The sequence below is a fragment of the Rhodanobacter sp. OR87 genome (assembly GCF_000473345.1).
In the GTDB taxonomy this organism is placed as follows: Bacteria; Pseudomonadota; Gammaproteobacteria; order Xanthomonadales; family Rhodanobacteraceae; genus Rhodanobacter; species Rhodanobacter denitrificans.
Genome location: NZ_AXBJ01000003.1, coordinates 75,281 through 96,310, shown reverse-complemented (window position 1 = coordinate 96,310; position 21,030 = coordinate 75,281). Strand labels below are relative to the sequence as shown.

18 protein-coding genes and 1 pseudogene are annotated in these 21,030 nt (G+C 64.4%); all 19 read right to left on the bottom strand.

The window, feature by feature from the left end; genetic code table 11:
• Positions 1 to 2 precede the first annotated feature (2 nt).
• Positions 3 to 269: a VirB3 family type IV secretion system protein gene (locus RHOOR87_RS0103550; protein ID WP_027484259.1), complete on the bottom strand. Its 267-nt coding sequence runs from the start codon at positions 267 to 269 to the stop codon at positions 3 to 5.
• Positions 266 to 607: a TrbC/VirB2 family protein gene (locus tag RHOOR87_RS18980; RefSeq protein ID WP_043795341.1), complete on the bottom strand. Its 342-nt coding sequence runs from the start codon at positions 605 to 607 to the stop codon at positions 266 to 268. Before RHOOR87_RS18980 ends, RHOOR87_RS0103550 begins: the two co-directional genes overlap by 4 nt.
• Positions 604 to 1,629, bottom strand: a complete 1,026-nt coding sequence (trbB, locus tag RHOOR87_RS18975; protein ID WP_043795340.1) for a P-type conjugative transfer ATPase TrbB — start codon at positions 1,627 to 1,629, stop codon at positions 604 to 606. The genes RHOOR87_RS18980 and trbB overlap by 4 nt, the downstream gene beginning before the upstream one ends.
• Entirely contained in the window at positions 1,626 to 2,093 is a 468-nt protein-coding gene (locus RHOOR87_RS0103535; RefSeq protein ID WP_027484258.1) for a CopG family transcriptional regulator, read from the bottom strand. The genes trbB and RHOOR87_RS0103535 overlap by 4 nt, the downstream gene beginning before the upstream one ends.
• Positions 2,090 to 4,087 carry a conjugal transfer protein TraG gene (locus RHOOR87_RS0103530; protein ID WP_027484257.1) on the bottom strand — a complete coding sequence of 666 codons (1,998 nt, stop codon included), beginning with the start codon at positions 4,085 to 4,087 and terminating at the stop codon, positions 2,090 to 2,092. The genes RHOOR87_RS0103535 and RHOOR87_RS0103530 overlap by 4 nt, the downstream gene beginning before the upstream one ends.
• A gap of 219 nt (positions 4,088 to 4,306) precedes the next feature.
• Positions 4,307 to 4,552 (bottom strand): EexN family lipoprotein, encoded by a 246-nt coding sequence (locus tag RHOOR87_RS0103525; protein ID WP_027484256.1) that lies wholly within the window; start codon positions 4,550 to 4,552, stop codon positions 4,307 to 4,309.
• A gap of 42 nt (positions 4,553 to 4,594) precedes the next feature.
• Entirely contained in the window at positions 4,595 to 5,500 is a 906-nt protein-coding gene (locus RHOOR87_RS0103520) for a LysR substrate-binding domain-containing protein (protein ID WP_027484255.1), read from the bottom strand.
• A gap of 269 nt (positions 5,501 to 5,769) precedes the next feature.
• Positions 5,770 to 6,114, bottom strand: coding sequence for a copper-binding protein (locus RHOOR87_RS0103515; RefSeq protein WP_027484254.1), 345 nt, complete (start codon positions 6,112 to 6,114; stop codon positions 5,770 to 5,772).
• Positions 6,115 to 6,117: 3 nt separating this feature from the next.
• Complete coding sequence (locus tag RHOOR87_RS0103510; protein WP_027484253.1) at positions 6,118 to 9,294, bottom strand: efflux RND transporter permease subunit; 3,177 nt, start codon at positions 9,292 to 9,294, stop codon at positions 6,118 to 6,120.
• Positions 9,291 to 10,607, bottom strand: a complete 1,317-nt coding sequence (locus RHOOR87_RS0103505; protein ID WP_027484252.1) for an efflux RND transporter periplasmic adaptor subunit — start codon at positions 10,605 to 10,607, stop codon at positions 9,291 to 9,293. The genes RHOOR87_RS0103510 and RHOOR87_RS0103505 overlap by 4 nt, the downstream gene beginning before the upstream one ends.
• Positions 10,604 to 11,878, bottom strand: a complete 1,275-nt coding sequence (locus RHOOR87_RS0103500; protein WP_027484251.1) for a TolC family protein — start codon at positions 11,876 to 11,878, stop codon at positions 10,604 to 10,606. Before RHOOR87_RS0103500 ends, RHOOR87_RS0103505 begins: the two co-directional genes overlap by 4 nt.
• Positions 11,879 to 11,960: 82 nt before the next feature.
• Positions 11,961 to 12,356 carry a hypothetical protein gene (locus RHOOR87_RS0103495; protein WP_231381713.1) on the bottom strand — a complete coding sequence of 132 codons (396 nt, stop codon included), beginning with the start codon at positions 12,354 to 12,356 and terminating at the stop codon, positions 11,961 to 11,963.
• A gap of 404 nt (positions 12,357 to 12,760) precedes the next feature.
• Complete coding sequence (locus RHOOR87_RS0103490; protein WP_081699984.1) at positions 12,761 to 15,109, bottom strand: heavy metal translocating P-type ATPase; 2,349 nt, start codon at positions 15,107 to 15,109, stop codon at positions 12,761 to 12,763.
• Positions 15,110 to 15,154: 45 nt separating this feature from the next.
• Complete coding sequence (locus tag RHOOR87_RS0103485) at positions 15,155 to 15,571, bottom strand: DUF411 domain-containing protein (RefSeq protein WP_231381723.1); 417 nt, start codon at positions 15,569 to 15,571, stop codon at positions 15,155 to 15,157.
• A gap of 137 nt (positions 15,572 to 15,708) precedes the next feature.
• Positions 15,709 to 16,827 (bottom strand): c-type cytochrome, encoded by a 1,119-nt coding sequence (locus tag RHOOR87_RS0103480; RefSeq protein WP_027484247.1) that lies wholly within the window; start codon positions 16,825 to 16,827, stop codon positions 15,709 to 15,711.
• An 11-nt stretch (positions 16,828 to 16,838) separates the two neighbouring features.
• The gene (locus tag RHOOR87_RS20680) at positions 16,839 to 18,122 is read right to left on the bottom strand and encodes a copper resistance protein B (protein WP_231381712.1); all 1,284 of its coding nucleotides are present in this window, start codon (positions 18,120 to 18,122) and stop codon (positions 16,839 to 16,841) included.
• Positions 18,119 to 19,882 (bottom strand): annotated as a pseudogene (locus tag RHOOR87_RS18970) (copper resistance system multicopper oxidase). Before RHOOR87_RS18970 ends, RHOOR87_RS20680 begins: the two are co-directional and overlap by 4 nt.
• A 179-nt stretch (positions 19,883 to 20,061) precedes the next feature.
• On the bottom strand, positions 20,062 to 20,472 hold the full coding sequence (locus tag RHOOR87_RS0103460; protein WP_155950910.1) for a hypothetical protein: 411 nt from the start codon (positions 20,470 to 20,472) through the stop codon (positions 20,062 to 20,064).
• Positions 20,473 to 20,530: 58 nt separating this feature from the next.
• Positions 20,531 to 21,019: a hypothetical protein gene (locus RHOOR87_RS0103455; protein WP_231381711.1), complete on the bottom strand. Its 489-nt coding sequence runs from the start codon at positions 21,017 to 21,019 to the stop codon at positions 20,531 to 20,533.
• Positions 21,020 to 21,030: the final 11 nt, after the last annotated feature.

Sequence of the window (21,030 nt, the reverse complement as noted above, 5' to 3'; positions counted from 1 at the left end):
CCTCACACGTCCAGCAGCGGCTTGTGCTTGAGGTGCCGCGCGAAGACGGGCATGAACTGAGGATCGACTTTCGCTCCCCACACCGCGAGCGAATGGCCGATCAGCCACAGCGCGATGCCGGGAATCCACAGTTGCAGCCCCAGCCCCACCGCGGCGGCCAGCGTGCCGTTGGCGATGGCCACGGTGCGCGGCGCGCCGCCCATCAGGATCGGTTCGGTCAGCGACCGATGCAGCGGCACCTCGAAGCCGGTGGCGGTGGACTCGTTCATGCCACCACCGCGCCACCGGAGAACGAGAAGAACGACAGGAAAAAGCTCGACGCGGCGAACGCGATCGATAATCCGAACACGATCTGGATCAGACGCCGGAAGCCGCCGCTGCTGTCGCCGAACGCGAGCGTCAGGCCCGTCACGATGATGATGATGACCGCGATGATCTTGGCGACCGGCCCCTGGATCGAATCGAGGATGGATTGCAGCGGTGCTTCCCACGGCATGTTCGAGCCGGCCGCGCGCGCGGCCGTTGCCGCCAGGCATATCAGCAGGAGCAGCAGCCAAGGCAACGCTTTACGGAAAAGCGGATCGTCGTAAAGTCGGGTTCGCGTCATGACGGGACTCCTGGTGTGGCGGGAGAGAAAGGCGGAGAAGAAGGCGACGCACCCAGCACGGTGTCGAGCCGGTAACCGCGCTCGTCGAAACCGACGACGCGAGCGATGTCCTGAATGCGGCGCGCACGGCCGCGCCCGGCGATGAAGACGACGACGTTGACCGCCTCGGCGATCAGCGCGCGCGGCGGGGTCACGGCGACTTCGAGAATCAGTTGCTCCAGGCGCAGCAGCGCGCCGTGCGCCGAGCCGGCATGCACGGTGGCTATGCCGCCCGGATGGCCGGTGCCCCACACCTTGACCAGATCAAGGGCTTCGCCGCCGCGCACCTCGCCGACGATCACGCGGTCGGGACGCAGGCGCATCGTGGCGCGCACAAGTTCCGTCATCGACACGATGCCCGGCAGCGTGCGTAGCGGCACGTGGTCGCGCGCCGCACATTGCAGCTCGATGGTGTCTTCGAGGACCAGCACGCGGTCGCCGGTGGCGGCGATCTCCGCGAGCAAAGCATTGGCGAGCGTGGTCTTGCCGCTACTGGTGCCGCCGGCGATCAGGATGTTCTGGCGTTCGCGCACGGCGCGTACAAGGAAACCGGCTTGCGCGGCCGTCATCATCCCGTCGCTCACGTAGCGTTCGAGCGGGATCACGCCGACCGCACGTTTGCGCAGCGCGAAGGCTGGCCCGGGTGCCGCCGGCGGCAGAATGCCCTCGAAGCGTTCGCCGGTCTCGGGCAATTCCGCCGACAGCAGCGGCTTGCCGGCATGCACCTCGGCGCACACATGGGCAGCGACCAGCCGGATGATGCGCTCACCATCGGCAGCGGACAGCTGCACGTCCGTGGGTGTGCGCCCGCTGGACTGCCGGTCGATCCACAACGAACCGTCCGGGTTGAGCAGGATCTCCACCACGTCCGGATCTTCCAACGCGGCGGCAATCAGCGGCCCCATCGCCGTGCGCAGCATGCGCACACGCCGGTCCAGCGACCGGGCGCCCGACGTTCGCAGATCGTGCGGTTGCGCGCTCATGGCGCCTCTCCCAGTGCCTGCGCGTCCGCATCGGCGGCGCCGGCGCGCCGTACCGTATCGGGCTGGATTTCCTCTACCAGCTCACGTACGAGGCTGTGTCCGCGTAGCAGGTGGCGACCCAGCTGTTCGATGAACTGCGCGAAGCGCGCCTTGCCCTGGGCGCGCGCCGCGTCCTGGTGCGCCTCCGGCACCGGGGTGCTCACGGTCAGGAAGTAGCGGATGAACAGCGCCAGCGTCTCAATCTGGATGGACTGGTCGCGCTCCAGTCGCTCGAACTGGCGCGTGAGCCGGTCGAGCCGTTTGGCGATCGCCGCCTCGCGCTGATCGCCGGCATCGGGCGACAGCCAGGACGCCAGCGCCGCCGCGACGATGGAGGACTTGGAGACGCCTTTCTTGGTGGCCAGTTCGTCGAGCCGACGGGCGTGCTCGGGCGGGATGAAGAGATTGAGGCGGTATTGGCTCATAGCGGTATCCCGTCCGCCGGATCGAGCGTGGCCAGCCGCGCCGTACGTTGCAGGCGTGGATCGAGCCGGGCGGGAACCGGCAATGGCAGGTCATCGTCATCGAGCATTGCCAGGTCGTCGGCCACCCCCTCGGGCGCCGGGACATAGGCCCCCTCGTCGGCCAGCTCGGGTTGGCGCCGCAGGCCGCCGTCGTCGGTCACGCCGTCAGGCGGCGTGATCGTCGCGGCAGACGCACTCGGCATCACGGGGATCGGCAGCGCGCTCCAGTCGTCGGGCCGCCGTGCCGGTGTATCGACGTAAGGGCCGTTCGCCAGCACCGGCGGCGCGAGCACGCGGCGATTGAAGTTGGCATCGGCGTAGTAGCGCAGCTTTTTCGCACGGATCGGTGCATGGCCCGAGACCATCACCACAGCATCGTCGGGCGGGAGTTGCATCACTTCGCCGGGCGTCAGCAGCGGACGCGCCGTCTCTTGGCGCGACACCATCAAGTGGCCCAGCCACGGTGCCAAGCGATGGCCAGCATAGTTGCGCTGCGCGCGCAGTTCGGTCGCGGTGCCCAGCGTCTCGGAAATGCGCTTGGCGGTGCGTTCGTCGTTGGTAGCGAACGTCACGCGCACATGGCAGTTGTCCAGGATCGAGTGATTGGCGCCATACGCCTTGTCGATCTGATTCAGGCTCTGCGCGATCAGGAAACTGCGGATGCCGTAGCCCGCCATGAAGGCCAACGCGGACTCGAAGAAGTCGAGCCGGCCGAGTGCCGGGAATTCGTCGAGCATCAGCAGCAGACGATGTTTGCGCGCGATACCGTCAGAGCCATCGAGCGATTCGGTCAGACGCCGGCCAATCTGGTTGAGGATCAGCCGGATCAGCGGTTTGGTGCGGCTGATATCAGACGGTGGCACCACCAGGTACAGCGACACCGGATGTTCGGCCGAAATCAAGTCGGCGATGCGCCAATCGCAACGCGCGGTGACTTCGGCCACCGTGGGATCGCGGTAGAGACCCAGGAACGACATGGCAGTGGACAGTACGCCCGAGCGTTCGTTGTCGCTCTTGTTGAGCACTTCACGCGCGGCGGAGGCGACGACCGGATGCGGCGCCTCGCCCCGGTGCTTCGTCGTCATCATCCGATGCAGCGTCAGTTCGAACGGACACGCCGGATCGGACAGAAAGTTGGCAACGCCGCGCAGCGTCTTATCGGTGCCCGCATACAGCACGTGCAGGATCGCGCCAACCAGCAGCGCGTGACTGGTCTTCTCCCAATGGTTGCGCCGCTCCAGCGCGCCTTCGGGATCAACGAGGATGTCGGCGATGTTCTGCACGTCGCGCACTTCATGCACGCCGCGCCGTACTTCCAGCAGCGGGTTGTAGGCAGCGGAACGCGCATCGGTGGGGTTGAACAACAGGCAGTGCGAGAAGCGCGCACGCCAGCCGGCGGTGAGCTGCCAGTTCTCGCCCTTGATGTCGTGGACCACGACCGAGGCCGGCCAGGCGAGCAGCGTCGGCACGACGAGACCCACGCCCTTGCCCGAGCGCGTCGGCGCGAAGGTCAGGACGTGCTCGGAGCCGTCGTGCCGCAGGTAGCGATCCCGATGGAGGCCGAGAAAGACGCCCGCGGTGCCGGTCAATCCGGCCTTGCGGATTTCCTTCGCGTCGGCCCAGCGCGCCGAGCCGTAGGTGGTGACGCGCCGCGACTGCCGCGCGCGCCACACCGACATGCCGATGGCGACGAACGCGGCAGTGAAGCCGCTCGCCGCCGCGATGGCGCCGCCCTTGAGGAACAGGCGCGGCGCATAAGCGTCGTACCAGTACCACCACTCGAATAGCCGCCACGGGTGATAGAAAGGAATGCCAAACAGGTCGAACCAGGGCGCGCCGAGGCGTAGCTGATAACCCAGGTGTGCGGCGGTCCATTGGGTCGCAGCCCATGTTCCCGCGACCACGATGCCAAACACTGCCAGCACCTGGCCGAACAGCACACTGGTTCCGTTCATGCCGGCCTCCGACTTGCTCCATCGTCATTGCGACAGGACGTGCCGCGACCCGGAGCTTCGGTGCCTTAATCAGTGCCGGTCAAAGACCGTTATTGCGATAGCGAAGACCAAAAACGCAAAATTTACAGCGGGGAAAAGGCGCGGCGTGTTGTAGGGTTTTCGCGCGTATGACGGCGTAGCAAGCAACCCATCGACATCATGTACTGCTTTGCCAACGATTCAGAACTTCGGCGCTTCCTTGGGTGGGGTGTACTGCGGACCGTTGCCCATGAACAAGCGATGCCGCGCTTCAGAAGCGGCATTGCATTCGGCGGCGCCCATCTTCGCGTAGTCGTTCGCACACTGTTGTTCGACTTCACGCAGTCGGTCGGGATGCGCCACCAACGAGTCCACCGTATCGGTGGGCGCGGCCCTGCTGCACGCCGCGAGCATGGCAGTCATCAACACCACGCTGACCTTGTTCATAGGGCTTTCTCCCGCGACATGAGGCGAAGCCATCGAGGCGCTTTACGGTTTGTCGCCTGGCAAAGGGGCTTGATCGGACCTAACCCGATCGATGAAATGGCGTAATGGCTCGGATGGCTCACCGTCTGGGTGCAACAGATACGTCGTCAACATGACGGCACGGCCGGCCAACGGTCGCACAACGACCTCGGAATGGCGAAAGTCCTCAATGTGGGTCGCGTTGGTGAGACCGATGCCATAGCCTGCAGCAACCAGTGTGATCAGCATGTCGTGCGTGCGGACATGATCGACCACGATGGGCTCGATATCCACGGTGCGCAGCACGCGCTCGATCTGCCGCGCACAACCTTCACAGGCTTCAGGGTGACAGAGCACCAGCGGATAGCGCAGTAGCTCCTCTAGCGGAATCCGCCTGTGCGCCAGCAAGGGATGACGCGCTGGCACGGCTGCCACCAGCGGATCGCGCCACACCGGCTCGACGAGGATGCCGTCGCCTACCTCGCCCGATTGAGCAAAGCCCGCATCGTAAAGATCGTTGCGCAATCCCTTTACCTGCTGTGCGAACGGCGTCTGAAACAAACGGGTCTCCACTTCCGGCTCCTCCACCCGACATTGGGCCAGGAGTGCGGCTAGGCGCGATGGGACGATGCCGTCGGACACGGCGATGCGCAGCGTGCCGTGGTAGCCATTCGCGGCCGCCTTCACATTGACCCTGGCCTGGTCGAGAGCGGCGAAGACGCGGCGCACGTCTTCGAGAAAAACCTGACCGGCCCAAGTCAGGCGGGTGCTGCGCGTGGTGCGCTCGAACAATTGCACGCCCAGGTCGAACTCGAGTTCCTTGATCGCGCGCGATAGTGGTGATTGCTCAATATGAAGTCGATCTGCCGCGCGAGCAAAGTGGAGTTCTTCAGCGACAGCCAGAAAACGGCGCATATGACGAAGTTCCACCGGACGATCTCCTAATTGATAGTACCGAATGGCCGTTTCAGTCCAATGCAAGCATCAGCGACGGAGATAACCCTTTTTGGCAGCAAGCGACCACCACTACCTACGGTAAATGGCGGCCGGTGTCATCAGGTTGACGGATGTAAACGGCGTCCACTGCCTACGGTCAACGCTGCAAGCAACAACATCACCGCCCCGCCGATCCAGGTCGCGGCCAGCGATACGTAACCCAGAGTGGATAGCACCTGCTTGTGCAAGTGCACACATCTCAGTTACTGCTCCACAATGATCGACGTCACCGTATTACCGGCCTGACGGAAGGTAAATTGCACCTTGTCGCCCAACTTCACGCGTGTCAGCAGCTCCGGCGCCGCCACCTTGAACGGCATCGTCATCGCCGGCCAGCCGATGGCGGCAATTGCCTCGTGCTGCAGCGTGATGATGCCCTTGACGGTGTCGACCGCCTTGACTACGCCCACGCCCTGCACATCGGCGGGTGTGGCTTCGTGCATCCCAGCCATGCCCGGCATGTTGGGATCCATCTGCTGCGGGTTGGCAAACACCGGAGCAGTGAACAGCGCAGCGACGATCGTGAGGGTGATGTATTGCTTTTTCATGGGTCAGTTTCCTTGCGGGTTGGGGTGAAGTGCGGTGTTTGTCTTGCTGGCTTTACGCAGCCGATAACGAACCAGCAGGCGGTACGCCGCGGGTATAACGAGCATGGATAGCAAGGGTGCCGTGACCATGCCGCCGATCATCGGGGCGGCGATGCGCTGCATCACTTCCGAGCCGGCGCCATGACCGAGCAGGATCGGAAACAGGCCGGCGAGGATCACCGCGACGGTCATCGCCTTCGGGCGCACGCGCTGCACGGCACCTTCGCGGATCGCTTCGTCCAGCGCTTCTGGGCCGGCGTGGGGATCGAGCGCTAGTTGGTGCTCCCAGGCATGGTGCAGGTAAAGCAGCATCACCACGCCGAATTCGGCGGCAACGCCAGCCAACGAAATGAAGCCAATGATCGTCGCCACCGACACGGCATGCCCAAGCAGCCAGATCAACCACAGGCCACCGACCAGTGCCAGCGGCACGCTGGCCATGATCAGCGCGGCTTCGCTCACGCGTCGGAAAACGGCATAGATCAATAGAAAAATGATCACCAGCGCAATCGGCACCACCACCTTGAGTCTTTCCATGGCACTGGCCAGGTATTCGAACTGACCGGACCAAGCCACGGTCGTACCCGGCGGCAATTTGACTTGCTGCGCCACCGCACGTTGCAGGCTGGCCACCACCGTGCCCAAATCGCTGCCGGCCGTATCGACGTAGACATACGTGGCCAACTGGCCGCCCTCGCTTTTCAGCATGGACGGTCCTGCTTCAACGGCGATGTCAGCCACCTGACTCAGCGTGAGCTGGGCACCGTTGGTAGCGACAATCGGCAGCTGCCGCAAGGCTTCGACCGAGTCACGCTCAGCGCGCGGGTAGCGTACGACGATGGGATAACGTTCGCGTCCCTCGACCGTCTGGTCGATCGGATCACCGCCGACCACGGTCGCGATCAACTGCTGCAACTGCTGTTGGGACAGCCCATAACGTGCTGCCTCATCGCGACGGATATGCACATCGACATAACGGCCGCTGGTCGGGCGTTCGGCAATCGCCGAGCTGACGCCGGGCACGGTCTTCGCCACCGTCTCGATGCGGTCGGCCACGGTTTGCAGCGTCGCCAGATCCGTGCCCAAGACCTTGATGCCGATCGGGCTCTTGATGCCGGTGGAGAGCATGTCGATGCGATTGCGGATCGGCGGCACGAACAGGTTGGTCAGGCCGGGCACGTGGACGGCCTTGTCCAGTTCGGCCTTGATCTTGCCCATCGTCATGCCGGGCCGCCACTGGTCCTTCGGCTTGAAGGTGATCGCAGTCTCGAACATTTCCAGCGGCGCCGGATCGGTGGCCGTGTCGGCACGACCGGCCTTGCCGAACACGTGGTCGACCTCGGGCACGGTCCTGATCATGCGGTCGGTCAACTGCAGCAACTGCGAGGCCTTGCCGGCGGACAATCCCGGCAGTGCGGTAGGCATGTACAACAACGTGCCTTCGTCCATCGCCGGCATGAACTCGCTGCCGAGCCTGCTCAGCGGAACGAGCGCGGTGAGCAGCAGTACACCGGCCAGCACCAAGGTCGCTTTCGGATAGCGCAGGACCGCTTCGAGGAGGGGCCGATAGCCATGGATCAAACCCCGGTTGAGCGGATTGTCGCGCTCGGCACGGATGCGTCCGCGGATCAAATATCCCATCAGCACCGGCACCAGCGTCACCGCCAGCCCGGCCGCTGCCGCCATCGCGTAGGTCTTGGTGAAGGCCAGCGGCTTGAACAGCTTGCCTTCCTGCCCCTGCAACGCAAAGACCGGCACGAATGACAGCGCGATGATCAGCAGACTGACAAACAGCGCCGGCCCCACCTCGGCGGCAGCATCGGCGATCAGCGACCACCGCTGCGCACCTTGTGGTTCACGTCCGTCGTTCGTGTCACGCCAATGTTCCAGATGCTTATGGGTGTTCTCGATCATCACGATCGCCGCATCCACCATCGCACCGATCGCGATCGCGATACCGCCGAGCGACATCAGGTTCGCCGTCACGCCTTGCAGATGCAGGGCAATGAAGGCGACCAGCACACCCAGCGGCAACGTGATCACGGCGACCAGCGCCGAGCGCAGGTGCCACAGAAACAGGACGCACACCAGCGTCACCACCAGGAATTCTTCGAACAACTTGGTCCACAGATTGCCCACCGCGGCGTCGATCAGCCGCGAGCGGTCGTAGGTAGGCACGATCTCGACGCCGGCCGGCAGGCTGCGCTGCAGTTCCGCCAGCCGGGCTTTCACGGCAGCTATGGTGGCTTTCGCGTTCTTGCCCGTGCGCATCACGATGACGCCGCCGACCACTTCACCCTGCCCGTCCAGCTCGGCAATGCCACGGCGAAACGTCGGACCGCGCCGCACCACCGCCACATCGTGCAGCAGCACCGGCACGCCGCCGGCGTTGGCGGTGATCGGCACGTTTTCGAAGTCCGCGCGGCTCTTCAGGTAGCCTTCGCTGCGCACCATCAGCTCCGCTTCGCCCTGTTCGATCACCGAGCCGCCGTTGGCGCCGTTCGCGCTGCGCACTGCATCGACCAGCTGCGCCACGGTGATCCCGCGCGCAGCGAGCGCCTGCGGATCGGGCACGATCTGCCAGGCGCGCTCCATTCCGCCCAACGTCGCCACCTCGGCGACATTCGGTACGGTCTTGAGCTGATAGCGCAGGAACCAGTCCTGCAGCGCGCGCAGCTGGCCAAGATCGTGCTGACCGGTGCGATCGACCAGCGCGTATTCGTAGATCCAGCCGAGCCCCGTGGCATCGGGGCCGAGCGCGGGCGTGACGCCGACCGGCAGGCGATCCCGCGCCTGGCTCAGGTACTCCAGCACCCGCGACCGCGCCCAGTACAAGTCGGTGCTGTCATCGAACAACACATCGACGTAGGAGTCGCCGAAGAACGAAAAGGCCCGCACCGTCGTCGCGCCGGGCACCGACAGCATGGTGGTGGCGAGCGGATAGGTGACCTGATCCTCGACCACCTGCGGCGATTGGCCCGGGTAGCTGGTGCGGATGATCACCTGGGTGTCGGACAGGTCGGGCAGCGCATCGACCGGCGTGCGCGTCACCGAGAACATGCCCATCAAGGCCAAGGCCAGTGCAGCCAACAGCACGAACACCCGATGGGCGATGGCCGCGCGTATCAGGGCGGCGATCATGGGTGTACTCCATGCGCTCCATGTGCGCTGGTGTCCGGCTTCGCTGCACTGCTGGCCGGCGCCAACTTCGCGGGAGCGTTCAACCGTTCCAGCGCACCGGACAGGCTCGCCTCCGAATCGATCAGGAACTGGCCGGAGACCACCACCTTTTCGCCCCCTGCGAGGCCGTCGAGGATTTCCGTATAGCCGCCGGCCGCACGCCCCGCATGCACCGGCACCGCGCGGAAGCGACCGTCGCCTTCGGCGAGAATGACGCGCGTATTGGAGCCCGTCGCGATCAGCGCATCGTTCGGTACCACCGGCACCGCCTTGCCCTGACTCGGGTTGAGCTGCACGGTGGCGAACATGCCCGGGCTCAGCACGCCGTCGGGATTGTCGATCACGATGCGGGCGCGCTGCGTGCGGGTGGCGTTGTCGATATCCGGCAGCAGCGTTTCCACGGTGCCTTGAAAACTTCGGCCAGCCAGCCCATCGGCCGTGACCTTGACCGGCGTGCCCGCGCGCATGGCACCCGCCACCGCCTGTGGCAGCGCCGCCTCGACCCACACGGTGGACAGCCCGTTCAGCGTCATCAGCGTCTGCCCGGCGGTAATCCGCTGGCCTTCGCGTACATCCAGCGTGGTGACCACACCAGCCTGGGGCGCATGCAGCGTAATCGCTGCATTACTCCCACCGCGCAGGGCGGAGCGGATATCCGCACTCGTCATGCCCAGCACCTGCAGACGTTGCCGCGCGGCGGCTTGCAAGGCTTGCGCATCGTCCGATTGCGCGTGTTGCAAGGCGCTGTACTCGGCGACGGCGCTGCTCCACTGCGGCGCCAGCAGTTCGGCCAGCGGCTGGCCAGCAGTCACCGTGGTGTAGGGCGCGCGCACGTCCAGTTTGCTCACCACCGCATCGACGCGCGCACTGATCGTGGTGGCCTGGCGCAGATTCCAGGTGATCGTGCCGGGCACCTGCACGGCCGACGCCAGCACCCGCCGCTCCACCGTGGCCGTGCGCACCCCCAGGTTCTGCACGGTCTCCGGATTGATCCGCACGATGCCCTTGTCGTCGGCCGAATTCTCGTCGGCATATTTGGGCACCATCTGCATGCCCATCGGCGACAGGCCCGGCTTGTCGAAATGCTGTTGCGGCATCATCGTGTCATACCAGTACAGGATTTTCCTGGTGTCAGTTTCCGGTGCCGACGAAGCTGCGGAGCTGCTGGCCCGTGACGTCGCCGCCGGTGGCTGATGGCGGCCCGCGAAGTAGCCGATCAGGAGCAGCACGACCGCCAGCAACCCGGCGATGAGCGTTACCAAGATGCGCTTCATGGCGTCGTCTCCGAAGTGGGTAACAGATAGGCCAGCGAGGCCCATAGCCGCGCACGGGTGGCGAGCGCATCGGCATAACTCAGACGCAGTTCGATCTCGTCGCGGCGTGCGTCCAACCATGGCTGGAATGGTCCGCCACCGCGGTACCCAGCCAGCGCTGTTTTCGCGCGATCGCGTGCCAGTGGCAGCAACGTGTCCTGATAGCGCTGGACTTGTCGTCCCCAACCCTGCCAATTCACCATCGCACGCGCCACCGCTTCGCGCTGGGCGCGACGCGCATCTTCGTGATCGGCCTGCACCGCATCCCGTTGCGCCTGCTTGGCGCTGATTCCGCGATCCTGCCGGTTGCGGGTGAACAACGGCAGGCTCACGCCCACCTGCAAGCTCACCATGTCCGAGAGATACGGCGCGCGTCGGCCATAGTCCACCGACACGTTCCAATCCGGGTGTTTGGCAGCCCGTGCCTGGGCGAGTGCGGCCTCAGCTACCTGTTCGCGTGCTTGCCACGCCTGCATGGGCGCCTGCTGATCGATGGCTTGCTCGAGCCGGGCAGGCGCTACCGGCAGCACCTGGAAATCAGGTGTGTCGGCCACGGTGGCCGCGTCCTCACCAAGCCAACGCCGCAACCCCGCACGTGCTGCGGCGAGGTCGGCGTCAACGGCCTCCAGTCGGTTGTCCAGTGTGGCCGCATCCGTGCGCGCCGCCAGCGCGTCGGTGGCGCTGCCGTCCCCGCCACGCAGCCGCGCCTGCGCGATCTGCACGGCTAATGCGCTTTCGTCGCGCAAATCGCCCAGCAGCGCACGCTTCTGTTGTGTGGCCCATACCTCGATCCACGCATCGGCAATGCGTTCGCGCACCGTTTGGGCCACGCCAACGTAATCGGCTTCGGCCGCATCAATCTGCGCCGCGGCCAAACCGCGCTCGGCGTCGCGCGCCGCTCGCGATGGAATCGTCTGCATCACGCCCACGGTGCGCATGGTCATGCCGTCCGAGCGCAGGCTGAAAGCCCCCGGACTGGTGACGGGTAAATTGGAAAGCCCGAGTGTGAGGATGGGATCCGGCAATCGCCCGGCGCGCGCGCCTTCCTCGCGGGCTGCCGCCGTATCGGCGGTACGCGCTTCTAGTTGCGGCGCCCGCGCGAGGCCTTGCCGAACGGCCACTTCAAGCGTCAGCGGTGGCTCGATGGCACAGGCCGTCGTAGCCAAGGCTCCCAACAGGAGCGCGACCAGACCCGACGCCATCAGGCGCCGAGCAAAGTGAAAGGACAACATGGGTGAACACTCCGTTGATCTGCAGTTTGCGGCGCGCCACGCAGGCGCGACACCACGTACGTCAATGCCTCGACGTGTCAGATCAGATCAGGAGTGAGCAGAACAACAACATGGGCGGAGGTGGCGGCGCGCGCAGATGCCCGACCCGTTGGAGCGCGCGATTCGATGGCAGCGCAACAACGGCGGGCGTCATCAGCACCGGTGGCATTGCCGGCAACATGCTTAATGGCACCGCCGCCGTATGCGCTTCAACCTGCGTCGCGTAATCGGGCGCGCAATGCTTCTGGCACAGTGGGCTGACGGGGGCATCCTGATTCTGCGCACAGACGCCGTCCATGCCCGGCATGGAAGTCATCAGCGCAGCCGCCGGTGTCGCTTCGGGGACCGTCGTACAAACGTAGGCAGCCAGTGCCGTCTGCTGCCAAAGCATCAGCAGCGTCACCAGCCAGATAAGGCGGCGACGTGTGGTGCGACGCATGCGGAAAGGACGGCCCATAGATGGCAATTTACCCAGAAATATCAAGAATTGTATTGACTTGAATCAACTATAAGTTGTCAGCCGGGTCTCCCTTGCTGTTCTCGCCGGTCAACCCGGAATCCCTCCTTAAGATCACCGTCACGGTGAGCCATGTAGACGACCACTTCTGAGATCGACGGCCAGCACCTGCCGGTTGCTGGTGAACAGTGGCAGGTAACGCCGACCTCCAATATGACCATGCGCCACAGCCGAGCGCTCGCTTGCCGTACTTGGGGCGGCTGCCAGATCAGGTACCAAGCTACGCCGGGCGTGAGAAAGGAAACACATGATGGCGTACTTCCACGCTTGCCGGCGAAGACAACGAGTTGGGGTCGCTTTTGCTCCACTCGCTGGCGTCGGATCCCTTAGTCATGCCGTTTTCGGCCCAGCCGCAACGCGTTGGCAACCACCGACACAGAGCTCAGGCTCATCGCCAGGGCGGCGATCATCGGGCTGAGCAGCAGGCCCGTCAGGGGGTACAGTACCCCGGCCGCGATCGGCACACCCAGTGCGTTGTAAAGGAACGCAAAGCCCAGGTTCTGCTTCATGTTCGCGACGGTGTCGTTGGAGATCGACCGCGCCCGCACGATGCCGCGCAAGTCGCCTTTCACCAGTGTCACCTGCGCGCTCGACATCGCCACGTCGGTGCCGGTACCCATCGCGATGCCGACATCGGCGCCGGCAAGCGCGGGGGCGTCGTTGATTCCGTCGCCGGCCATCGCCACCCGGTGGCCCTTGGCTTGCAGCTGTCGCACGAGGTCGATCTTGTCCTTCGGGCGGACCTCGCCATGGACTTCGTCGATGCCCAAGGTGCGTGCGACCGCATGGGCCGTGGTGACGCCGTCGCCGGTGGCCATCACAATTTTCAGACCCGCATCGTGCAGCGATGTGATGGCTCCTGCGGTGGTGGCCTTGATCGGGTCGGCCACCGCGAGCAGGCCGGCCAGGGCGCCATCGACCGCCAGATACATCACGCTGGCGCCGGCCCGGCGCAGCTCTTCGGCCGGGATGGAAAGAACCGAGGCATCGACCCCGACCTCGTGCATCAGCGCGGTATTGCCGATCGCCAGGATGGCGCCGCCCACCTGGCCGCGTACCCCGATGCCGGTGGACGACTCGAAGCTCTCTGGTGTTTCCAGCGCCAGGTCACGGCGGCGGGCTTCCGCGACGATCGCGTCGGCCAGTGGGTGCTCGCTGCCCTGATCGAGGCTGGCCGCCAAGCGCAGCACCTCCTGTTCGGTGAACCCTTCGGCCGGGAGCGCGGCGTGGAAGGCCGGACGTCCCTCGGTCAAGGTTCCGGTCTTGTCCACGATCAGGGTGTCGATCTTGCGCAGGTTCTCGATCGCCTCGGCATCGCGGAACAATACGCCCTCCCCGGCGGCACGGCCGGTCGCCACCATGATCGACATCGGCGTAGCCAGTCCCAGCGCGCAGGGGCAGGCGATGATCAGGACCGAGATTGCGTTGAGAACAGCGAACGTCCACGACGGTTCCGGACCGAACAGCCCCCATACGAAGAAGGTTGCAACGGCAATCGCCAGGACCGCCAGCACGAACCAGAAAGCCACCTTGTCGGCCATGCGCTGCATCGGTGCGCGCGAGCGTTGCGCCTGCGCGACCAGTTGCACGATCTGCGACAGCACCGTCGCCGAGCCGACTTTCTCCGCCCGGATCACCAGGCTGCCAGTGCCGTTGAGGGTCGCGCCAATCACGCTGGAGCCGATGGCTTTTTCGACCGGGACGGGTTCCCCGGTCAGCATCGACTCGTCGACATGAGAGCGCCCTTCGATCACTTTGCCGTCCACCGGCACCTTTTCACCAGGGCGTACGCGCAGGCGATCACCGACGTGAACGTGGCTGAGTTCGACATCCTCCTCGTCGCCATCGTCGCGCAGGCGGCGTGCGGTCTTTGGCGCCAGCCCCAGCAGGGCTTTCAGGGCAGTCGATGTCTTCGAGCGGGCACGCAGTTCGAGCAGCTGGCCAAGCAGGGTCAGCGAGACGATCACCGCAGCGGCTTCGAAATAGACACCAACGCGGCCGTGCTCGTGGAACGACTCGGGAAACAGATCCGGTGCGATGGTGGCAACGATGCTGTAGCCGAACGCCGCGCCCACGCCGATGCCGATCAGGGTCCACATGTTGGGACTGAGGTTGCGGACCGACTGCACGCAGCGAACGAAAAACGGCCAGCCTGCCCACAACACCACCGGGATGGTCAGTACCAGTTCGATCCAGGTTCGGGTGTCTACCGGTAGCCAAGGAAAGTAGTGGCCAAACATCGCCAGCACGAGCACCACCAGCGTCGCCGGCAAGGTCCACCAGAAGCGGCGGCTGAAATCACGCAGCTCGGGATTTTCCTCGTCGTCCAGCCCCGGCATTTCCGGCTCCAGCGCCATGCCGCAAATCGGGCAGATGCCGGGGCCCTCCTGGCGCACCTGCGGATGCATCGGGCAGATATACATCGTTCCCACCGGTGGCTGCGCGGGGGCGTCATCGGGTCGCCGGGTCAGATATTTGGCCGGATCCGCCACGAAGCGTTCCAGGCAGCGTGCCGAGCAGAAATGGTGCGTGACCCCTTCATGTCCGGCGTGATGGGCGGTCTGATCTGGATCGACCTGCATGCCACAAACCGGATCGATCGCGGTTGTCCCCGCGCCGGGGTGGCCGTGATGTCCGTGGTTGTCGGCGTCCGTGTGGTGATGGTGGGTGTTCATGCATCCTCCCATGACGATGGCAATGGCTTGGCGTCGATCGACGTATCAATACGCATGGTGAGCGAAGACGGAAGTGGTGCCGTCGGGGGCAACAAGCTCAACGACATAGGGCTGAACGCGGCCGTCAGGCAGCTCCATGCCCGGTGATCCGGCCGGCATGCCCGGAACGACGAGCCCCCTGGCTTTGGGCTTCTCGGCCAGGAGCCGCTTGATGTCCAGTGCCGGCACATGACCTTCGATGAAATAGCCGCCCACTTCGGCGGTGTGGCACGAGCCCTTGCCGGCCGGAACGCCGACGCGGGCCTTTACCGCATCGAGGTCGTCGACATCGCGCACATCGACCCTGAAGCCGGCGGCCCGCATATGATCGACCCATGCGCTGCAACAACCACACGTAGCGCTTTTGTGTACCAGCATGACCGGGAGCGTTGCGTCCGGTGGGCTTGGCGTTGCGTCCCCCATTGTCGCGGGGATTCGCTGGCTGGACTGCGCATCGACGGGGCGGGTGCAGGCACCAAGCACGCTGAGGGAAACAACGGCGATTGCCGCGAACAAAACGTTTCTTGCATTCACGGGTGAGATGCTCACTCGCTTCACGGTCACTCTCCCGGTAGCGGTGCGGATTCCCATCGGATGGACACGATCTTCCAGTCCTTGCCGTCCTTCCTGAGGGTAAGCAGCTCGCGGCTGCGCAACTTGGTCAATTTGCCCTTGACCGTGGCCTGGATGTCGCTCTCGCTACCGACCATGGCGGTGTCGCCCATCGACATCGAACCGAGCGAGACTGGAGTGATCTGCGCGGCTTTCAGGAAGGCGATGTCCTCACCCAGATGGCCGCTGGCATACGCTTCGCGCGACTGCACTTGGCCACCCTCGCTGATGCTGACATCGGGCGCCAGCAACGCCAGCACGGCGGCGCGATCACCGCTGTGCAGCGCGGTGTGGAACGCTTGTGCCACCGCCTCGGCCGCCGGTACTGCCTGCGCTTTCATGCCTTCCATCGACAATGGCGCTGCAACCGCAGAAGCCGCCTCGACATGTTCGTGATCATGCCCGTCCGCAGCGGCCGCAGCGTGACTGTGCCCGGATTCGGGCTTGGCAGGCATCTGCATGTCCTGCATGTCGGCAGCACCGTGAGCGTCCTCATCGGCCGCCCCGCCATGGCTGTGGCCACCCTCCCCGTCCATGTCCATGTCGTGATCTGCGGGAGCCCTGGCCACTATGTCTTTGTATTGCGCTGGCGTCATGTCGGGCAGCTTCTGCAGAAACGCGACCATGCTCCACATCGTCGGGTCGTCATGGCTGCCACCCCATGCCGGCATCGCGCTCATCTTGATGCCGTGCTTGATGATCCAGAACGCTTCCTTCGGTTCCACCCGTACCTGCGACAGATTCGGCGGCTGCGGGTACAGCCCGGGGCGGATTTCCGAGTCTTTCATACCGGGCCTGAGATGGCACTGAGTGCACATGGCCGCGTACTGGCCGGCCCCCTTGAGTATCAACTGCGGGTCGTTGAGGTCAGGCACAACGATGTCCTTGGAGCGCGCATGAATGGAGTTTTCACGCAGGGTTTGAAGTACTGCAAAGACCGGCTTGGTGTGGTGGTCGTCGGCTCCGATGTTGTAGATGCCGGAGTACACGAACGCACCTGCGCCGATGGCCAGCACGCCCAGAACGACGACAACCGTGATGCTGTGATGCTTGATGTGCTGCTTCATGATGTTTCTCCTCAAAACCAGATGCGGACGCCGGCCACGATCTGCCGGTCGAGAACGGGTTGATGATCCTGCCGCGCGTAGTCGGCGCTGGTGCCGAGGCGGCGCACCCAGTTCACGCCGATGTACGGCGCGAACTGGCGGCGGATCTCGTAGCGCAGGCGCAGACCGAATTGCACGTCGGAGACACCGCTGCCGATCCGGCGCTGCGGATCATTCCTGCCGTACAGGTTGATCTCGGCTTCTGGCTGCAGGATCAACCGCTGGGTGAACAACAACTCGTACTCGGCCCGCAGGCGCGCAGCCGTGCGGCCTGATGCGCCGACATAGCCGGTGGCTTCCAGTTCAAACCAGTACGGTGCCAGGCCTTGCACGCCGAACGCGGCCCACGTCCGCTTAGGGCCTACGCCCAAGTCTTGGCGGCCACCGAGCTGAGTGCTCCAGAACGTGGCGATGTTGTGGTTCCAGAACGCTTCGAGATCACCATCTTCCAGCTTGCCGCGGCTGCGCTCGCCTTCGGTGCGAATCCACAACTTGTCCTCGTCGTTGCCGTACCAGCCTTGGGCTTCCCAGCTCTGGCCGTTGGCATCGCGACCGTGGAACGCTTCGAGTTGGTCAATCAGCAGCATGCCGAACGGCGCGCTGCCGTGCATGTGCAACCCCTGTACGGGGCTGCCCGCGACGCCGTCGGAATAGTCGTCACTGCGTGCGTCCGCTGGCGCGCTGCCACCTTGCATTGGTCCCATCGTCATGCCCGGCATCGCGCCCATGCCGGCCATGTTGCCCTGTCCCTTTTGGGGCATCGTGCCGTGGTCCATCCCGGCCATCCCACTGTGGTCCATCCCTTGCATTGCTTCTGGGTTCATGCCGGGCATCGACGAGTGATCCATCTCCGACATGTCGCCGGTGGGTGCCGCCGATGCGGGAGGATGGGCGGACATCGGCGTGGCAGGCATCGCACCGTGGTCCATGCCGGGCATGCTGCTATGGTCCATGCCCGGCATGCCTCCCATGTCGTGGGGAGCAGGCGTCGATGAGGTCGGTACGGGTTTCTTCTTGGCTTTCTTGGCGGGCGCTTTCGTCGCCGGTTTCGTATTGCTGCTCGCGGCAGCCGGCATCGTCATGCCGGGCATGCTGCCGTGATCCATCCCTGGCATGGAACTCATGTCCATTGGCGTCGTGCTGCTGGACGCGGGCGCGCTCTGTGCCGTGACCGCCAGTGGCAACGCCAGCAGCAGTGCGGCCAGCAACACCGAACGACACGGAACGGTTGAGGTATTGCGGCGATGCATGTTCATGACACCACCACCTCGCGGAACATGCCCGCCTCCATGTGATACAGCAGATGGCAGTGGTAGGCCCAGCGACCAAGGTTGTCGGCTGACACTGCGTAGGTGACGCGCTGCGCCGGCTGTACGTTGATGGTGTGCTTGCGCACCTGGAATTGGCCGTCCGGACTTTCCAGCTCGCTCCACATGCCATGCAGGTGGATCGGGTGGTTCATCATGGTGTCGTTGACCAGCACGATGCGCAGGCGCTCGCCACTGTTGAAGTGCACCGGCTTGGCGTCGGAGAACTTCACGCCATCGAACGACCAGATGAAGCGTTCCATGTTGCCGGTGAGGTGCAGCTCGATCTCGCGGCCGGGTTCGCGCGCATCGATCGGGCCGCCGATGGTGTGCAGGTCGGCATAGGTCAACACGCGCCGACCGTTGTCGCGCAGGCCGGTGCCCGGATCGTCGAGGTTGGTGCGCGGCATGTCCACGTGCATATCCACGCCGGGGCTATATTCGGTACGCGCGTGGCGCACGACCGGGGCCGCACCTTTGTCCATGCCGGCCATGCCGCCATGATCCATGCCCGGCATCGCGGCGTGTGCACTTCCGCCAGCACCGTGATCCATGTTGCCCATCGACATCGCGCCCATCATGTCCTGCATGTCGAGCCACACGCGCTTGTCCATGGCCGGTACTTCGGCGTGCATGCCTGCACGTGGCGCCAGCGTGCCGCGAGCGTAGCCGGTGCGGTCGATGGATTGGGCAAACAACGTGTATGCGCGTTCGTCCTGCGGCTCGACGATGACGTCATAGGTCTCCGCCACCTAAATGCGGAACTCGTCGACCGCCACCGGTTCGACGTCCTGGCCGTCGGCCGAAATGACCGTCATCTTCAGGCCCGGAATGCGTACATCGAAGATGGTCGATGCCGAGCCGTTGATGATGCGCAGGCGGATCTTTTCGCCGGGACGGAACAGCCCTGTCCAGTTGCCGGCCGGCGCAGTGCCGTTCATCAGGTAGGTATAGGTGTAGCCGGAGACGTCGCCCAGATCGGTCGGATTCATGCGCATCTCATTCCACATCTTGCGCATCGCCAGCGCCTGGCCCAGACCCTTCTCGCGGACATCGCGGAAGAAGTCCGGCACCGTGGGCTGGGCGAAGTTGTAGTAGTCGCTCTGCTTCTTGAGCTTGGCGTAGATGCGATCCGGATCCTCGTCGGTCCAGTCGCTGAGCATCACCACGTAGTCGCGATCGGTCGGATAGCGATCCGGGCCGGCGGGTTCGATCACCAGCGGGCCGTACAGGCCAGTCTGCTCTTGGAAACCCGAGTGCGAGTGGTACCAATAGGTGCCCGACTGGCGCACCTTGAATTGGTAGAGGAAGGTTTCGCCGGGAGCGATGCCATCAAAGCTGATGCCCGGCACGCCGTCTTCCTGAAACGGCAGAATGATGCCGTGCCAGTGGATCGAAGTGGGCACACGCAAGCGGTTGGTCACACGCAGATTGACTGTGGTGCCTTCCTTCCAGCGCAGGATTGGTCCGGGAACACCACCGTTGACGGTGGTGGCCAAGCGCGTGGCGCCAGTGTAGTTGACTGGCGTCTCGGCGATGTCGAGTGCGAAGTCGGTGCCACTCAGCACGGTGGGGTGGCCGGGGCTGGTCAGCGCCCAGACGTTCGAAGGGCGCAGCAGGCCCAGGCCGGCCACTGCACCACCGAGGGCCACGCCTTGCACAAAACGGCGCCGCGACAGATCAGTCGGCGGCGAAGAAAATGGATTCATGGGTCTCTCCCACCTGCCCGAAGGCAACCTCAACAAGCCGGCTCGCAACCACCCACAGCGAAAACAATTTGCATCAGGGCAAAAAGCGTGGGTGTTCGAGCATCCGCTACCGATCACAGCCGGCGCATTGCGCGATCGGCAACGACCGCGCAAACACATCCGGACAACAGCGAGGGGAATTAGACGGCAGGTGGACGCAACGGCGGCGCGGCCGCCAGCGCAGGTGCATCAAGCAAACGCGGTGTGGCGTAAATCGCAGCGAACGCCATTGGGCCAATCGCCACCGCCATGATCGGCGCCAGCGCGGCGGCACACATCGCCGCGCAGGTGCATTGATTGCCGGCCATGCCGCCACAGCAATCGGTCCGGTCAGCACAACCGGCGTCGTTTCCCGTCGCCGTTGGCATCGACGCATCATGGCAGTGCATGTCGATGACAGCCGACGTAGCCCCCATTGCATCGGCACCGGCCGTAGCGTGCATACCCATCGGCGCGGCAGCGGCAGCATTGACGACCAGCATCAACCACGCCAGCACGGCCATCGCGCAAAGGCGACGTGAACGGGCGAGCTGACGTAGTGAGAGCGTCATCCCCGCACCTTAACCGTGTGATCCGGCACTTTCAACCCTGGAGATGGGTCAAGACAATTCACGGCTTGCTGAAGCCCATATGCAGCGTGATCTTGTCACCGGCTTTCAGACTGGCCATGGCGGACGGCGGGAAATGCACCTTCAAAGCCATGCCTTCGGAAGTAACGTCGACCATGCCCGTCTTTGCATCTGCCGCCGTCACGGTCGCCGGCATCATGTGCATGCCCATCATCTTGTTGTGCATACCCTTCATGTCCGAGTGCATGGCACCCATCTTGTCCACGCCGCTTGTGGGCGTGCTGTTCTGGGCCACGGCGACACCATTGAGGACTAAAGCGAGCGCCAGAGAGCCCAACGCCGAAGCTATTGATTTGCGTGAAATAGCCATATAGTTGTCCCAACAACGAGTTGCCAGACGCAACGGTGGGAGTGTGTGCCAATTCGTGTGTACGGGAGTTGAAATTCCTGCCGATTGTCCACCCTGATGCGGCAATTTGACGGCCTTGAACGCATGTCTCATGCCAAAACGATCATCTGGGTAAGTCATGGCATGTCTCC

What these genes read in the sequence shown, in the direction of transcription:
- RHOOR87_RS0103525 (WP_027484256.1), bottom strand. Translation starts at nt 4,552, where the DNA reads ATGAACAAGGTCAGCGTGGTGTTGATGACTGCCATGCTCGCGGCGTGC.
- RHOOR87_RS0103505 (WP_027484252.1), bottom strand. Translation starts at nt 10,607, where the DNA reads ATGAAGCGCATCTTGGTAACGCTCATCGCCGGGTTGCTGGCGGTCGTG.
- RHOOR87_RS0103510 (WP_027484253.1), bottom strand. Translation starts at nt 9,294, where the DNA reads ATGATCGCCGCCCTGATACGCGCGGCCATCGCCCATCGGGTGTTCGTG.
- RHOOR87_RS0103485 (WP_231381723.1), bottom strand. Translation starts at nt 15,571, where the DNA reads ATGGGGGACGCAACGCCAAGCCCACCGGACGCAACGCTCCCGGTCATG.
- RHOOR87_RS0103550 (WP_027484259.1), bottom strand. Translation starts at nt 269, where the DNA reads ATGAACGAGTCCACCGCCACCGGCTTCGAGGTGCCGCTGCATCGGTCG.
- RHOOR87_RS0103480 (WP_027484247.1), bottom strand. Translation starts at nt 16,827, where the DNA reads ATGAAGCAGCACATCAAGCATCACAGCATCACGGTTGTCGTCGTTCTG.
- RHOOR87_RS0103490 (WP_081699984.1), bottom strand. Translation starts at nt 15,109, where the DNA reads ATGAACACCCACCATCACCACACGGACGCCGACAACCACGGACATCAC.
- RHOOR87_RS0103460 (WP_155950910.1), bottom strand. Translation starts at nt 20,472, where the DNA reads ATGACGCTCTCACTACGTCAGCTCGCCCGTTCACGTCGCCTTTGCGCG.
- RHOOR87_RS0103500 (WP_027484251.1), bottom strand. Translation starts at nt 11,878, where the DNA reads ATGTTGTCCTTTCACTTTGCTCGGCGCCTGATGGCGTCGGGTCTGGTC.
- RHOOR87_RS0103515 (WP_027484254.1), bottom strand. Translation starts at nt 6,114, where the DNA reads ATGAAAAAGCAATACATCACCCTCACGATCGTCGCTGCGCTGTTCACT.
- trbB (WP_043795340.1), bottom strand. Translation starts at nt 1,629, where the DNA reads ATGAGCGCGCAACCGCACGATCTGCGAACGTCGGGCGCCCGGTCGCTG.
- RHOOR87_RS20680 (WP_231381712.1), bottom strand. Translation starts at nt 18,122, where the DNA reads ATGAACATGCATCGCCGCAATACCTCAACCGTTCCGTGTCGTTCGGTG.
- RHOOR87_RS0103455 (WP_231381711.1), bottom strand. Translation starts at nt 21,019, where the DNA reads ATGACTTACCCAGATGATCGTTTTGGCATGAGACATGCGTTCAAGGCC.
- RHOOR87_RS0103535 (WP_027484258.1), bottom strand. Translation starts at nt 2,093, where the DNA reads ATGAGCCAATACCGCCTCAATCTCTTCATCCCGCCCGAGCACGCCCGT.
- RHOOR87_RS18980 (WP_043795341.1), bottom strand. Translation starts at nt 607, where the DNA reads ATGACGCGAACCCGACTTTACGACGATCCGCTTTTCCGTAAAGCGTTG.
- RHOOR87_RS0103530 (WP_027484257.1), bottom strand. Translation starts at nt 4,087, where the DNA reads ATGAACGGAACCAGTGTGCTGTTCGGCCAGGTGCTGGCAGTGTTTGGC.
- RHOOR87_RS0103495 (WP_231381713.1), bottom strand. Translation starts at nt 12,356, where the DNA reads ATGCGTCGCACCACACGTCGCCGCCTTATCTGGCTGGTGACGCTGCTG.